Here is a 14,051-nt window from a genome sequence, read left to right on the forward strand (position 1 = left end):
ACCGTGCGCCGCAGCCCGACGATCTACTTCACCTCCTACGCGCTGTCCCTGCTGGGATCCGGGATCGCGAGCGTGGTGATCCCGCTCCTGGTGCTCGACCGCACCGGCGACGTCCTCGCGGCGGGGATCATGGCGACCGCGGGCATGGCCGTCTCCGCGCTGACGGGGCTCTTCTCCGGACTCCTCGTCGACCGGGTCGACCGGCGCGCGGTGTCGGTCATCGCCAATCTGCTCACTGCCCTGTCGATGGCGGCGCTGCTGGTCATCGACCTGGCCTGGGGCCTGAACCTGGCCTGGTTCCTGGCCGTGGCCGTGGTCGGGGCGTTGATCCGGGTTCCGGGTATGACCGCCCAGGAGACCCTGCTGCCCGCCCTGGCCCGCCTCGGTGAAACGGAGCAGGGCCGGGACGGGCGCCCGGTCCGGCTGGACCGCCTGGTCGCGGTCCGCGAGACCGTGGGCAACGTGCTCCTGCTGGCCGGGCCCGGCCTGGGCGGGCTGCTGGTAGCGCTGTTCGGCCTGTCCCCGGCGATCCTGCTCGCCGCCGCCGCGACCAGTCTGTTCGCCGCTCTGAGCACGCTCGTGCTCGACCCGAGGGCCGGGCGGGTCCCACCCCGGGACCCCGTCCCGGCGGGCGCCGCCGGGGGCTCGCTGCGCCGGGCTGCGGCCGATCTGGCCGACGGGTGGAGGTTCCTGTTCCGCAACCGGCTGGTCCTCGGATCGACCCTGGTCACCGGGGTGTTCATCGCGGTGCTGAGCATCCTGCAGACCACCCTCATGCCCGCTTACTTCACCGAGCAGGGCCTTCCCGCGCTGACGGGTCTGACCCTGAGCGCGATCGCCGCGGGCAGTATCGGCGGCTCGGTGCTCTACGCCGCCTTCGCGCTCCGGGTGCGCCGACGGGTGTGGTTCGTGATCGGGATGCTGGGCGCGCTGGTCGGGTTCGCCGCGGTGGGCAGTATGGCCTCCCCCTGGTTGGTGCTGGGCGGTGCGGCACTGGCCGGGTTCCTCTTCGCCCCGGCCGGAGGCGTGCTCGGTGTGCTGACGATCGAGGCCACCCCGGACGCCATGCGCGGCCGTGTGCTGGGCGCGCAGAACACCGTGATGCTGTCCGCGCCCGCCCTGACCAGCGCCCCGCTCGCGGCGGTGGCCTCGGTGGCCGGGCTGCCCGCGGCGGGGGCCGTGATCGCGGTCCTCGTCGGGGTAACGGTGCTGGCCGCCCTCGCAGCCCCGGCGTTCCGCCGGATCGACGACATCGGCTCCGAGCAGGAGGAAGCGGACCCCGGCCCTTCCACGGTCGAGGCCTGACGTGCGGCTGTTCCGGCCGGGTCCCGGCTCAGGAAACGGAAAGAGAGATGGGAACCGACGAGCTGAAGCCACGACCGGCCGGTGTCCTGTGCGGGCTCCGGCCCATGCGGCGCCGGCTGCCGCTCCTGTCGGTCGCGGCGGTCGCCGGTGTGCTCCTGTGGCTCAACCAGAGCCCCTGGTGGGGGTGGGCGCTGATCGTCGTGCTGCTCGCGGCCCTGGTCGTGACGGCCCGCTGGTGGCTGCGTGGCCACTGGCTGCTGCGCACCGCGGCGCGGCTGCTCGCGGGCGTACTCGTGAGCGCCACGGCGGTGGCCGCCCACCCGGCACCGCAGAACCGTCTCGCCGGAGGCCAGGACCGCACCCCGACCGAACTCGTCGACACGCGGGAGGGGCCGGTCCGAGGGGTCCTCGACGACCCGGGCACGGTCGAGATCTTCGCGGGCATCCCCTACGCCCAGCCGCCGGAGGGAGAACTGCGCTGGCGGGCGCCCCGACCGCCTCTGCCGCGTACCGAGGTGTTCGAAGCCGACCGCTTCTCCGACGTCCCCGTCCAGAGCGAGTCCACCTTCACCACCCGAGCGCTCTCCCAGGTCGTCGACGTCCCCTTGGAGGGCACCCTCCTCAACCCGTATCCGGTCAACGAGGACAGCCTCACCCTCAACATCTGGCGGGGGACGGCCCGCGGCTCGGAGCCGCTGCCCGTCCTCGTCTACATCCCCGGCGGCGGCTTCGTGACGGGATCGGGAGCGCTGCCGCTCTACGACGGCGCCGCTCTGGCCTCCCGGGGCGAGGTCATCACCGTGACCCTCAACTACCGGCTGGGCGTCCTGGGCTTCCTCGCTCACCCCGATCTGGCCGAGGAGTCCGGGGGTGAGGCCTCGGGCAACTACGGGATCCAGGACCAGATCGCCGCCCTGGAGGAGATGCGGGCGATGCCCCTGAACCGGGTCCTGGACGCCGCGGAACCACTGGCCGACCACTGGCGGCCCTTCATCGACGGCCACGTGCTCCCCACCGCACCCGCGGACCTCTACGCCTCAGGAGACCAGCTGGACCTACCGATCCTGGTCGGCAGCAACGCGGACGAGGCCTCCCTGGCCCGGGCCCTGCCACCCGACACCGACGTCGACGAGTACCGTGCCTCGGTTCAGGAGGAGCACGGCGAGGACGCGGAACGGTTCCTGGAGCTCTACCCCGGAGAGACCGGGGACCAGGTCCTCGACTCGCTCCTGCAGGCCCAGACGGACAAGGTCATGACCCGGGCGATGCACCGCTGGGCTCGGCTACAGACACAGTCCGGCGCGTCGGACGCCTTCCTCTACTTCTTCTCCCACGTCCCGCCGGAAGAGGACCTGGAGAAGTACGGCGCCTACCACGGAGCGGAGGTGCCCTACGCCTTCGACAACCTCGGCGCCGACAGCGACGCCGCCTACACCGGGACCGACTACCGGCTCCGCGACCAGATGAGCGCCTACTGGGTCAACTTCGCGCGCACCGGTGACCCCAACGGGCCCGGCCTGCCCGCCTGGCCCACGGTGGCCCAGGAGCCCGCACAGGTCATGGAGTTCGACGGTGGTAGCGCGGTGGAGCCCCGCCCGCGTCCGGAGGCAGTCGACTTCTGGATGGAGTTCGACGGCCCGGTCCCCTGATGAGGGGTTACTGCCGTACGTGCGCCCCGCCGGTGTCGGGGCGCACGTACGGCCCGGCCTCGATCCGCTCAGGGGCCTGGAGCGACGCGAGGGACTCGTCCGTCCTCCGGGCCTCGTCGGGGTCGTAGGTGCTGACGTTCACGAGGACCTCCGAGGCACCAGTGCGCTCGATGGGCTCGGTGGGCGAGGCCCCCACCTGCTCCTACCCGATCACCGGATGTCCGCTGGCGATCGAGATGCGGTTGAACGCGTTGATCAGGGTGGTCGTCCACTCCACCGCGGAGATCTGGGCGGTGGTCAGGTGGGCGGCCGCACGGGCGTTGACGGCCTGCCGGTCGAGGGCCGGGTCGATCACGGTCAGGGACTCCGCCAGTTCCAGCGCGGCCCGCTGCTGGTCCGTGAACAGCTTCGTCTCGCGCCACGCGGGCAGCACGTCCAGGGTGCTCTGCTCCACCCCGGCCCTGCGGGCCTTGGGGAAGTGGATGCTCAGGCAGGTCGAGCAACCGTTGATCTGGGACACCCGGATGTTGACCATCTCTATGAGGTCGTCGCCCAGACCGGCCTCGTGCGACGCGGTCCGGGAGGCCTTGGCCGCCTTGAGCATCGCCTCGTAGACCTTGGGGTGCTCCTTGTCGATGAAGGGGCGTTCGGCGTTCACGCGTCACCCGCGTTCTCTACCGTCTCCTTGACCAGCACGAGGTCGGCCGGTCTGGGCCGGCGGAACTTCCCTCCCCCGGCCTCGTACTCGTCGCCGTGCTCCTTCAGGTGCCTGGCGAACAGCGGGCACACGGGCACGACGGTGAGGTTCCTGCGGACGCTGTCGGCCAGTGCCTCGCGGACGAGCAGCCCGGCCAGGCCCCGCCCGCCGAATTCCTCAGCGACCTCGGTGTGGAAGAAGACGCGCTCGTCGGCTGCCTGCGGCGGGTCGACGAAGTCCGCGCGTCCGGCGAGGGTCCCCCCGTCCACGCTCACGGTGTAGGCGCTGACGGCGCGCTCCTGGTCGAGCGCGATGGACACGGGCGCACCCGTCTTGTCCGTTCGCTGTTCGGTCATGTCGGACGCCTCTTCCTGTTTGCTTGCGGGCACGGTGTTCGGCCCGGTCTCTGGTGGGTGCGTTGGACGCGGTTGTCCCCGGTTCCTGGCGGGGCTCGTGTGCGCGGTGCCGGTCAGCCGTTGAACTGTGCGTGCGGCGGCGGGTTCTTCCTGGGGCGCATCTGCACCGGCGGCAGCTCCGGGGCCGGAATCCTCGCCATCCCCTCGCGGTTGCGGCCCGGGCCGCCGTGCCCCACGTAGCCCTCCACCTCCCCGAACCGCTCGCCGTGGTTCTGCCATTCCTCCCGGTAGCGCGTGATCTCATCCGTCGTACGGCCCAGGAAGTTCCACCACATGAGGACCTCCTCGCCGAAGGGGGTACCGCCCAGGAGCACGAGCCTGGCCTGTTGGTCGCCCTCGTTGGCCACCCGCAGGGTCTGCGTACCCACCCCGGTGTAGCCCACGGCGTCCTTGGGCACGTGCACTCCTTCGAGTCTGACCTGATCGCCGGTGTCCACCAGCAGGCCGTGTTCGAACCCGGGGTCGACCGGCAGGGCGAGGACACCGCCGGGTTCCAGCCTGAGCTCGGCTCCCACCAGAGGCGTGTACATGCGCACCGGCGACCGCGAACCGAGCAGGGAGCCGAGGAACACGAGCGCCGTGCCCGCGTCGAACTCGACCGGCTCGGGCACGTAGTGCTCGAACCCGCGTTCCGGGCTGTGCCGGACCTCGTCGGGCAGGGCGACCCAGAGCTGCACGCCGTGGATCCGGACCGCCTCCGGGGTGGAGGTCTCGGAGTGGCAGATGCCCGATCCCGCCGTCATCAGGTTCATCTGGCCGGGCAGGATGGTGCCCGCGTTCCCGCCGGAGTCGTTGTGCTCGATGACGCCGTCGAACAGCCAGCTGACCGTCTGCAGCCCCGTGTGCGGATGCGGGGCCACGTCCATTCCGCCGGTGTCCGCCACCTCGTGCGGGCCGAAGTGGTCGACGAAGCACCACGCGCCGATCAGCGAGCGCTGCCGCTGCGGCAGGGTGCGGCGCACGTTGATCGCGCGCGGCCCGCCCAGGGGCACGTCGCGGGCGGTGATGATCTCGACCGGAGCGCCGCCCTCGCACGCGGCCAAGGGGCCGGGGAGGCCGCCCTCGCTACATACGAAGGCGTCCGGGTGGGTCTCTGTATTGGTCATTGCGGTGCCCTTCCTGGTGCACGGACGCGGATACGGGCGCGGGCGCGCCCCGGCGGGCCGGCGCGGATCGGAACGGGTGTCCGTCCCGCGGGTTCGCCGTCGTGCCTCAGCCCGTCACCGTCGCCGAGGCGTCCCCGGCGGCGCGGGCGGCGAGCAGCGAGGCGTGGGTGGGGGCGTCGGGCACGCCGGTCGGCCGGTTTCTGGCGAATTCCCTCCTCAGCTCCGGCAGGACCTCCTCACCGAGGATGTCGAGCTGCTCCAGCACGGTCTTCAGGGGGACCCCGGCGCCGTCGACGTTGAACAGCTGGCGCTGGTAGTCGCCGAAGTTCTCGCGGAAGGTGAGGGTCTTGTCGACGACCTGCTGCGGGCTGCCGACGGTCAGCGGGGTCTCCTCCATGTACTGCTCCAGCGACGGTCCGCCGCCCATCAGGGGGTGGTGGTCGAAGTAGGGCCGGAACTCCTTGACGGCGTCCTGGGACCTGGAGCGCATGAAGATGTGGCCGCCGACGCCGACAACGGCCTCCTCCGGGGTGCCGTGGCCGTAGTGGGCGAAACGCCTGCGGTAGAGGTTGATCAGTTTCTGGAAGTGCCGTTTGGGCCAGAAGATGTTGTTGGCGAAGAAGCCGTCTCCGTAGTAGGCCGCCTGCTCGGCGATCTCCGGGGAGCGGATCGAGCCGTGCCAGACGAACGGGGGGACGCCGTCGAGCGGGCGGGGGGTGGAGGTGAAGCCCTGCAAGGGGATGCGGAACCTGCCCTCCCAGTCGACCACGTCCTCTCGCCAGAGTTTGTGCAGGAGGGCGTAGTTCTCCAGCGCCAGCGGGATGCCCTGCCGGATGTCCTGGCCGAACCAGGGGTAGACCGGGCCGGTGTTGCCGCGGCCCGTCATCAGATCCACCCGGCCGTCGGCCAGGTGCTGGAGCATCGCGTAGTCCTCCGCGATCTTCACCGGGTCGTTGGTGGTGATCAGCGTGGTGGACGTGGACAGGATGATCCGCTCGGTGCGCGCCGCGATCCAGCCGAGCATGGTGGTCGGGGACGAGGGCACGAACGGCCGGTTGTGGTGCTCGCCGGTGGCGAACACGTCCAGCCCGATCTCCTCGGCCTTGAGCGCGATGGTCACCATCGCCTTGATCCGCTCGTGCTCGGTCGGCGTTCGACCGGTGGTGGGGTCCTGTGTCACGTCACCGACGGTGAAGATCCCGAACTGCACCGCACCCGCCTCCCTGTGGTTACTGCTTCGACTGGTGTGGTGAACGAGGTGCCGGGCTTGGTCGCGCCTGTCCCGGAGTCGTCACCGTCCGGTGGGTCAGGCAACTGCAAGCTTCGGATTTTTTGTTGACCTAACAACAATATTTGTGCTTGCTTGCTGATCGTGGCCGCCGGTTGCCTCCGGTGGACACCCGGTCAGCTTCCGTCGCTCCCCGCGGTCGCGGGTGTTCCGTGCCAGCGCAGGGGGTCGTCCTCCAGTGCCGGGCGGTCCCAGTGGCCGAGGTCCGCGGCGGCCTCGTAGGTGCTGTGCAGGAACTCGGCGACCGTGCGGTCGGGGTCGGGTGCGGCGCGGGCGACCTCGTAGGGCAGCAGGAACTGCTGGAACTCGGTGCTGTAGTACGCGCCCTCGGGGCCGGGCGGCCGCTCGGCGAACCCGTCGGGTGCGGGGTAGGCGTAGGAGTAGAAGGCGCCCTCCTCGCCGCCGCCGGGCCAGAACCCGCAGCTGGACAGCTCCCGGGAGTAGCCCTCGACCATGACCCAGTCCCCGCAGTTGGGCACTCCGCCCGGGTGCTCGGGGGCCGGTCGTCCGGAGAAGCGGGTGCAGGCCAGGTCCATCCCGCCCCAGAAGAAGTGCACCGGACTGACCTTGCCCACGAAGTGCGACCGGAACTCGCCGACCACCCGGTTGGCCTGTAGGAGCTGGCGCCAGAACAGGGTGACCGCCTCGGCGTCGTAGGAGGCGTGTTCGTGGTCCTCGGCGAAGGGGATGGCCGGGTCGACCTCGTTGGGGACCGGTCGGATCGGCGCCTTGATCCCGAGCTGGTCGAGCAGGTCCATCACCTGGGAGTAGAACTCGGCGACCGTCATGGGCCGCAGCGGGAAGCCGCGCGTGCCGGTGTCGCTGCTGCGGACCTCGAGCCGGTGGTCGAGGAGGTCGAACTCGATCTCGAAGGCCCCCGAACGGTAGGGGACGGTCGAGGTGGTCAGTCCGCGCGGGCTGACGTACAGGGGCACTTGCCACCAGTGGTTGACCAGCGGAGCGTGGGCCATGCGGATCTTGCCCACGATCTGGGTCCACATGTGCAGGGTCTCACGGGTGTCCGTCCAGTCCGAGACCCGCAGGCTCGGCCAGTTCACGGTCGATGAGTCGGTCATCTGGTTCTCGCTTCCTTCGCGGTGCCATCCGGGAGCGCGGGGTCGTGTCCTGCCGACGGGGCCCTGTGTCCGCGGTGCCCTGGTTCGGCACGGGGTCCGAAGGTGATTGATGCGCTATCCGGATAGTAGATGATGAGTCAACTTCATGGCGAGGCCCGCACCCGCCCCGGAGGTTCGGGATGTGTGCCCGCATTTTGTTGACGCGTCATCGAAAAATGCTAATGTTGATGATGTGTCATCTACTTGGGCGGTGACCCGCGGCCCGAGCCCCCAGAACACGAACCCCCGGAGGTACCGCCATGAGCGCCAAGGCCAAGAACGGACTCGACGCCCTGCTCACCCCGGAGGAGAGCGTCCTCCTCCTGATCGACCACCAGCCGTTCCAGGTCGCCAACCTGCACAGCCATGAGCCGTCCGTCGTCCTCAACAACGCGGTCGGCCTGGCCAAGGCCGCCAAGCTGTTCGACGTCCCGACCATCCTGACGACCGTGCTCGCGGACCGTGGCGGCCACCTCATCCAGGGGATCCAGGACGTGTTCCCGGAGCAGAAGCCGATCGACCGCACGCTCATCAACACCTGGGAGGACGAGCGGGTCGTCGAAGCCGTCAGGGCGACCGGCCGCAAGAAGGTGGTCATGGCCGGACTCTGGACGGAGGTCTGTGTGGCCATGCCGGCGATCCAGGCGGCGGGCGAGGACTACGACGTCTACGCCGTCACCGACGCGTCGGGGGGTGTGTCGGTGGAAGCCCACGAGATGGCCGTGCGGCGCATGATCGACGCCGACGTGACGCCGCTCAACTGGCTGGCCGTGGTCGCGGAGTGGCAGCGCGACTGGGCTCGTGAGAAGACCGCGGCGGGGCAGGCCGAGATCCTGGTGCAGCACGGCGGCGCCAGCGGTGTCGCCTTCGCCTGGGAGATGCAGCTGCTGGCCGGCCGCGCCTGAGAGGGGGCGGCACGGCAGCGGAACGGACTCCGCCACCGGTCGGTGGGGGCGCGGACGGCCTCGCCCCCGCCGGCCGGTGGCGCGGACACCGTGTCGCCGACCCCCCGCCTCCACCGACCCCGGTCAGTGGTCCTCGGGGTCGGCGACGGCGGCTCTGTGGCGCGGATCACGGTGCTGTGGGCTCGGCCGGAGGGTTGGACACCGCTCTGCTGATCACCGGGTCCCTCGCCCTCATCGGCACCGCAGTGGTCGTGTGGTTCCGAACCCGCAAGACCGGCCCGGCCACGACGCCGCCGGAGCCGCGCGAGGGCCGGAGCGACCGGCTCGACCCCGTCTCAGGAACGGCTTGACCCTGTCCCGGGGCACGGTGTTCGCCGTCCCCGGAACACCGCGGCCGTACCGAAGAGGGCGGACATGTCGCGCACATGGTCCAGGAACGCCCCGCTCTGCGCCGGGGCCCAGGCCATGACCGGCCCGGGCACCTCGCCGGTGGCGTCCCAGCGGCGCACCCGGGCATCTCGGTTGTCCGAGCGGACCAGCCACATCAGCATCTCGTAGCACCCCACCAGAGCCACGGCTGGTCAGGCCGCGACGATGGAACCCACCAAGCCGTTTCGCCACCCATGGGCGATTCGCCGCCAAGGTGACCGTGATCCCCACCCACAACAGGAGCCAGGCCAACCAGGGAGTTTCGGTTCTGGCCCGGGCAGAGTGCAAAATCACCATGGACGCGGCGTACACCAGACCGTCAATCGTCAAGGGAATCATCATCGCCGTGATCCCACTCTCCCCGTATTCGGTCACCACCGCATAGGCATGGCCCACGCGACTGCGGCTCGCCCCGCTCGAGTGAGGTCAAGCCGACGATTGCCCAAGAGGAAAGGCCACCGCGCGTTCGCCCACCGAGAAGGCCGGTCCTCCTCTTTCCTGGCACCACGGCGACCGGACAGTGCAACGCAGAACCAAGCCCACACGGGCAGGACGCCGCTGTGCTGGTGTCCGCAGAGCGGCGCAGCCTTCTTCGTCACTTTCCGTGATCAAGAAGGAGACTGTCCTCCGACCCACTCATCCCGGTGTTGGAGGAGCCGGGTCGAAGGGCAGGGCTCCCGGCCCAACATGGTGCAAGGCTCCCGTCTCCCAACGGCTCCCAACGACCGCGAGGCTCCCTCGACGGACTGCCTCGCACTACGCGGTCACGCCAGGGCATGGGACGGGGTGTGGTCCGCCCTTCGCGCGGTGAGGGCGAGCCCGGCGATGAGCGCCACCTCGCCCAGGTTCCCCACCGCCAGCGGCGCCGTGGGCGCGGCCGAGACCGCGAACATGGCCGCGGCGCCCAGCAGCATCCACCCGCTGCGCGCCCGCGCCAGCAGCACCGTCCCGACCAGGAGCAGCACGACGACGGTCGTCACGGCCGGGACCGGCAGGGCCGACTCGGCCGCCGAGTAGCGCAGCGCGTCGCCCTCGCGGCCGGGCACCAGGGTGAGCCCCACGAGTTCGGTCACGACGCCGTAGACGACCAGCGCGACCGCCAGCAGCCAGAACCCGGCGCGCACCGCGCGCGGGCGGGCCCAGGCGAGACCGGCGTCGCGGGCCGCCCCGGCGGCGAAGACGATCAGCAGGGGCGTGACCAGAGCGTGCACGACGAAGCGCGGGAGGTTCAGCGCGAGAAGGAGGTCCCCCTCGCCGATGGTGGAGCCCAGCGCCACGATCCCGTTGTCGTAGACGAGCCCGGCGGCCACGGCGGCCACCGGCCAGGTGTGCGGGGAACGCCGGGAGAGCGCCAGCCGGACCAGCCAGACGGTCAGGCACAGGTGGGCCAGCGCGAACGCGGCGAAGAGGAGGGAGGTCATGTTCGCCCTTCCGTCTCGTTTTCCGAGAAGAGAGCTTTTCGAGGATCCTCTCGGAAGCCTGCCCCATCGGAGGAGCACCATGCACGCCGACCGCCCGTCCTGACGGCTTTCTCGCGCGACGCGGGGCATACGGCCGCGCGACCGGCGCCTCGTGGAGGACGGGCCGGAGAACACCGCACACGGGCACGGCGGCGTCCGGGCGGGGGTGTGGCGGATCGTCGACCAGGGCGGGACGGGCCCGGACCGAGGGCGCGAGAGGGCGCGGACCGGGCTGCGGACGGGGTCCGCGGAGGGGCGCGGACCGGGAACGCCTCCCCGGCGGGCGACGCGGGCATTCCCGGGAGCGGGTGTCGGCTTTCCCACGTTTGGCCAGCCACCGCGTCGTGACCCCGGTGATATTCTACAGTGGGTGCAAAAATTCCTCTTCTGCACATTTTTGGCCACCCACGGCAACCCAGCAGTCCAGCGGCCTCCCGCGCCGCCCCGTTTCCCTTCCTCAGAGGTCCATCCGTGCGCACTTCCCGTCCCTTATCCGACACCGGGCCATCCTCGATCCTGCGTCCCATGAGCGGACTGCTCATAGTGCTGGGCGTGACGATGCTCAGCAGCACGATCGTGTCGGTCGCCCTCCCCCAGATCGTCGGGGCGCTGGACGGCAGCCAGTCGCAGTACACGTGGGTGGTGACCGCGACCCTGCTGGCCTCCACCGCCTCCACTCCGGTCTGGGGCAAGCTGGCCGACCTCTTCGACAAGAAGAAGCTGCTCCAGCTGTCGATCGTGCTGTTCATCGCCTCGTCGCTGCTGTGCGGGTTCGCGCAGACCACCGGCCAGCTCATCGCGTTCCGGGCCGTGCAGGGCCTGGGCATGGGAGCCTCCCAGGTCCTGGTCCAGGTGATCATCGCCGCGATGGTCAGCCCCAAGCAGCGCGGCACCCTCAACGGCTACATCGGCGCGGTGATGGCCGTGGCCACCGTCGGCGGACCGCTGATCGGCGGACTGCTGGCCGACCTGCCCGGCCTGGGCTGGCGCTGGTGCTTCTTCATCGGCGTGCCGTTCATGCTGGTGGCCCTGGTGGCGCTGAGCCGCACGCTCAAGCTGGTGGACGTGCGCCGTCCCGACACCAAGGTGGACTACGCGGGCGCCACGCTCATCGCCGCGGGCGTCAGCCTCCTGCTGCTGTGGGTGACCTTCGTGGGCAACGACTTCGCGTGGGTCTCCTGGCAGTCGGGGGCCATGGTCGCCGGAAGCCTCCTGCTGCTCGGCCTGGCCGTGTGGGTGGAGGCGCGCGTGTCGGAGCCGGTCGTGCCCCTGCACCTGGTCATGCGGCGCGAGACGGCCATCGCCATCCTGGCCAGCTCCGCGGTCGGCATGGCGATGTTCGGCGGCGCGGTCTTCCTGGGCCAGTACTTCCAGCTGGCACGCGGCTACTCCCCGACCGAGGCCGGTCTGCTGACCGCCCCGCTCATGCTGGGGACCATGATCTCCTCGACCGTGTCCGGGCGCATGGTCTCGCGTTCGGGCCGGGTCAAGTCCTACGTGGTCACCGGCATGGTCACGCTGACCCTGGGCTTCCTCGCGCTGGCCACCATCGACGCGACCACACCCCTGCTCATCGTGTGCGGGGGCATGGTGCTGATGGGTCTGGGGGTCGGCATGTCCATGCAGAACCTGGTCCTGGTGGTGCAGAACTCCGTACCGCTGCGCGAGATCGGCGCGGCCAGCGGCACGGTCGCCTTCTTCCGCACCCTGGGCGGCACCATGGGCGTGTCCGTGCTGGGCGCCTTCCTGGCCAACCGCGTCTCCACGAACATCTCCGACGGCCTGTCCGAGGCCGGGGTGAGCCCCACCGCCGGAGGCGGGGACGCCGGCACCCTGAACCTGGACGCCATGCCGCCGCTCCTGCGCGAGATCGTCGAGGGCGCCTACGGTACGTCCACCGGCGACCTGTTCCTGCTCGCCACGGGCATCGCCCTCGTCGGCCTGGTGCTGGCGGTGTTCCTGCCCCGGGTCCAGCTGCGGGACAGCCTCGACCTGCCCGATCCGGCCGCCGAGGCCGCCGAGACCACGGGGGGCGAGGACTCCGAGGAGCTCGCGGGGGTCGCACAGGACACGCGGACCCCGCGGGCCGGGGCCCCGACCGAGCCCACGGGCGCCGCGGACGCGGCGCGGACCGGCCGGGAGCCGTCCACCGACTGACCGACCCCGCACAGGAGAGGCCCTCCCCGGAATCGCCCCCGGGGAGGGCCTCCCGCGTTCCGGTCCGGAACCGGCGGCTCAGCCTCCGGCCGCGGCGCGGACCCCGGCCCCGGGCCGCCGCCAGATCCTCAGCAGCCGTGCGAGCACGTACACCGCCGCCGCGGCGACGAGCGCTCCGATGCCCAGCACCCAGGGGCCGTAGTTCACCGCGATCAGCGGCAGCAGCGCCGTCAGCATGCCTCCCCCGGCGATCGGGCTGAAGAAGGGCGCGCGCAGCGCGTAGGCCCGCGCGGCGTCGGTCCTCAGTTCCGGGTCGGCCGTGCGCAGCAGCATCAGGCCGACCGAGGCCACCGCCGTCAGCGTGCCGAAGTTGACGATGGAGTGCTCGAACCAGGACTCGCGGAACATCCGCGGACCCGCCCAGTAGAAGAAGCCCACCGTGACCAGTGCGGCGACCGCGACCAGCACCAGCAGCGGCACGATGTTGCCGAGCACGACGGGCACCGCGATGGACGCGACGGCCGAGACCACCAGCAGGTCGAGCGCGACCCCCTGGATGGCGCGCAGGCTGCCGGGGTCCACCGCGTCGCCCAGCCGGGTGCGCGAGATGACCGCCTGCACGACGCCGCCGCCGATCATCGCCAGCGGGAACAGCGGCATGCCGGGGATCACGAGTCCGAGGAGGTACTGGAGCACCCAGCCGACCAGCACCGCCGCGGCGATCAGGGCCCCGTGGAAGGCCAGTCCGTCGACGAGGTCCTTGTTGAGGGTGACGCGCCCCATCGGGGTCCGCGCCTCCTCGGGCAGGACCTCGGGCGCCTCCTCGCCGCGTTCCGCGCTGACGTGGCGCAGGTGGCCGCGGCGGGCACCGATGTTGATGAGCACCATACCCATCACGATCCCGAACACCAGCCCGGCGGTGGCCGCCGCCAGCGCGAGCGCGCCCCCGTCGGCCCAGCCCAGTTCGGCGTAGACCGGCCCCATCCCGGCGGCGGTGCCGTGCCCGCCCGGCCAGCCGACCTCGATGACGGTGCCGAACATCGCGCTCACGTCCCAGAAGGGCATGAGCAGCGCGGCGCACACCAGCACGGGGACGCCGATCACCAGGAAGTCACCCATGTAGCCGAAGAGGAGCTGCGGCGCGATGAGGTGGTAGCTCCTGCGCGGGTTGGGGATGCGCACGCCGATGAGCATCGGGGCGAAGACCACGGTGATCAGCACCCCGGGCAGTCCGGCCCAGGTGCCGATCATGCTCTCGGGGAACAGCCCCGCGCCGTAGGGCCCCAGCGCGGCCCCCAGGACTCCGCCGATGAGCGCGGCCGGGACGAACAGGCGGCGCAGCGGAGCGATCAGCAGCCGCAGCAGGACCCCGGCGAGCACGAGCAGGCCGAGGACGGTGACGGCGAACAGCAGGGTGGTGACGGCGTCGCCGCCGACTTCGTCTGTGGGGAACATGCTGCTCCTTCGTACGCGCGGATCGGGGAGTGGGTTCGGCGGCCGCGCCGGGCGGCCCGGACCGGCGGT

The 14,051-nt window shown here is 71.1% G+C and carries 14 protein-coding genes and 1 pseudogene; 6 read left to right on the forward strand and 9 right to left on the reverse strand.

The annotated features are described in order from the left end of the window. Positions 1 to 3 precede the first annotated feature (3 nt). Both HGB44_RS17715 and HGB44_RS17720 read left to right on the forward strand, forming a co-directional pair. Positions 4 to 1,305 (forward strand): MFS transporter, encoded by a 1,302-nt coding sequence (locus tag HGB44_RS17715; protein ID WP_061081320.1) that lies wholly within the window; start codon positions 4 to 6, stop codon positions 1,303 to 1,305. A gap of 47 nt (positions 1,306 to 1,352) precedes the next feature. Continuing rightward, positions 1,353 to 2,954 (forward strand): carboxylesterase family protein, encoded by a 1,602-nt coding sequence (locus tag HGB44_RS17720; protein ID WP_061081319.1) that lies wholly within the window; start codon positions 1,353 to 1,355, stop codon positions 2,952 to 2,954. A gap of 7 nt (positions 2,955 to 2,961) precedes the next feature. Here HGB44_RS17720 and HGB44_RS31605 read toward each other — a convergent pair whose 3' ends face one another. From HGB44_RS31605 to HGB44_RS17750, 6 genes are all read right to left on the reverse strand, one after another. Next, a complete protein-coding gene (locus tag HGB44_RS31605) occupies positions 2,962 to 3,150 on the reverse strand; it encodes a hypothetical protein (RefSeq protein ID WP_061081318.1) in 189 nt (62 codons plus the stop codon). A 6-nt stretch (positions 3,151 to 3,156) separates the two neighbouring features. Next, a complete protein-coding gene (locus HGB44_RS17730; RefSeq protein WP_061081317.1) occupies positions 3,157 to 3,612 on the reverse strand; it encodes a carboxymuconolactone decarboxylase family protein in 456 nt (151 codons plus the stop codon). Continuing rightward, complete coding sequence (locus tag HGB44_RS17735; protein ID WP_061081316.1) at positions 3,609 to 4,007, reverse strand: GNAT family N-acetyltransferase; 399 nt, start codon at positions 4,005 to 4,007, stop codon at positions 3,609 to 3,611. Before HGB44_RS17735 ends, HGB44_RS17730 begins: the two co-directional genes overlap by 4 nt. Positions 4,008 to 4,120: 113 nt before the next feature. Then, a complete protein-coding gene (locus HGB44_RS17740; RefSeq protein WP_061081315.1) occupies positions 4,121 to 5,173 on the reverse strand; it encodes a pirin family protein in 1,053 nt (350 codons plus the stop codon). A gap of 106 nt (positions 5,174 to 5,279) precedes the next feature. Next, the gene (locus HGB44_RS17745) at positions 5,280 to 6,383 is read right to left on the reverse strand and encodes an LLM class flavin-dependent oxidoreductase (RefSeq protein ID WP_061081314.1); all 1,104 of its coding nucleotides are present in this window, start codon (positions 6,381 to 6,383) and stop codon (positions 5,280 to 5,282) included. A gap of 194 nt (positions 6,384 to 6,577) precedes the next feature. Continuing rightward, entirely contained in the window at positions 6,578 to 7,537 is a 960-nt protein-coding gene (locus tag HGB44_RS17750) for a DUF5996 family protein (protein ID WP_061081313.1), read from the reverse strand. A 299-nt stretch (positions 7,538 to 7,836) separates the two neighbouring features. On the opposite strand from HGB44_RS17750, the gene HGB44_RS17755 reads away from it, so the two are divergent. The 3 genes from HGB44_RS17755 (at position 7,837) to HGB44_RS17765 (ending at position 9,039) form a co-directional block, all read left to right on the forward strand. After that, a complete protein-coding gene (locus tag HGB44_RS17755) occupies positions 7,837 to 8,481 on the forward strand; it encodes a hydrolase (protein WP_061081312.1) in 645 nt (214 codons plus the stop codon). Between the two features lie 176 nt (positions 8,482 to 8,657). Further along, complete coding sequence (locus HGB44_RS17760; protein WP_168444045.1) at positions 8,658 to 8,831, forward strand: hypothetical protein; 174 nt, start codon at positions 8,658 to 8,660, stop codon at positions 8,829 to 8,831. Positions 8,832 to 8,895: 64 nt separating this feature from the next. Continuing rightward, positions 8,896 to 9,039 carry a hypothetical protein gene (locus HGB44_RS17765; RefSeq protein WP_168444049.1) on the forward strand — a complete coding sequence of 48 codons (144 nt, stop codon included), beginning with the start codon at positions 8,896 to 8,898 and terminating at the stop codon, positions 9,037 to 9,039. Positions 9,040 to 9,171: 132 nt separating this feature from the next. On the opposite strand, the pseudogene HGB44_RS32015 reads toward HGB44_RS17765, so the two are convergent. Together HGB44_RS32015 and HGB44_RS17775 are read right to left on the reverse strand one after the other, a co-directional pair. Then, positions 9,172 to 9,252: pseudogene (locus HGB44_RS32015) on the reverse strand (hypothetical protein); the annotation flags it as partial. A gap of 422 nt (positions 9,253 to 9,674) precedes the next feature. Beyond that, complete coding sequence (locus tag HGB44_RS17775; protein ID WP_061081310.1) at positions 9,675 to 10,331, reverse strand: hypothetical protein; 657 nt, start codon at positions 10,329 to 10,331, stop codon at positions 9,675 to 9,677. A 564-nt stretch (positions 10,332 to 10,895) separates the two neighbouring features. On the opposite strand from HGB44_RS17775, the gene HGB44_RS17780 reads away from it, so the two are divergent. Further along, the gene (locus HGB44_RS17780) at positions 10,896 to 12,527 is read left to right on the forward strand and encodes an MDR family MFS transporter (RefSeq protein WP_210751813.1); all 1,632 of its coding nucleotides are present in this window, start codon (positions 10,896 to 10,898) and stop codon (positions 12,525 to 12,527) included. Positions 12,528 to 12,605: 78 nt separating this feature from the next. Here the strand turns inward: HGB44_RS17780 and HGB44_RS17785 are convergent, their stop codons facing one another. Next, complete coding sequence (locus HGB44_RS17785) at positions 12,606 to 13,982, reverse strand: sodium/glutamate symporter family protein (protein ID WP_061081308.1); 1,377 nt, start codon at positions 13,980 to 13,982, stop codon at positions 12,606 to 12,608. Positions 13,983 to 14,051: the final 69 nt, after the last annotated feature.

It is taken from the genome of Nocardiopsis alborubida, from assembly GCF_012396365.1.
Lineage (GTDB): Bacteria > Actinomycetota > Actinomycetes > Streptosporangiales > Streptosporangiaceae > Nocardiopsis > Nocardiopsis alborubida.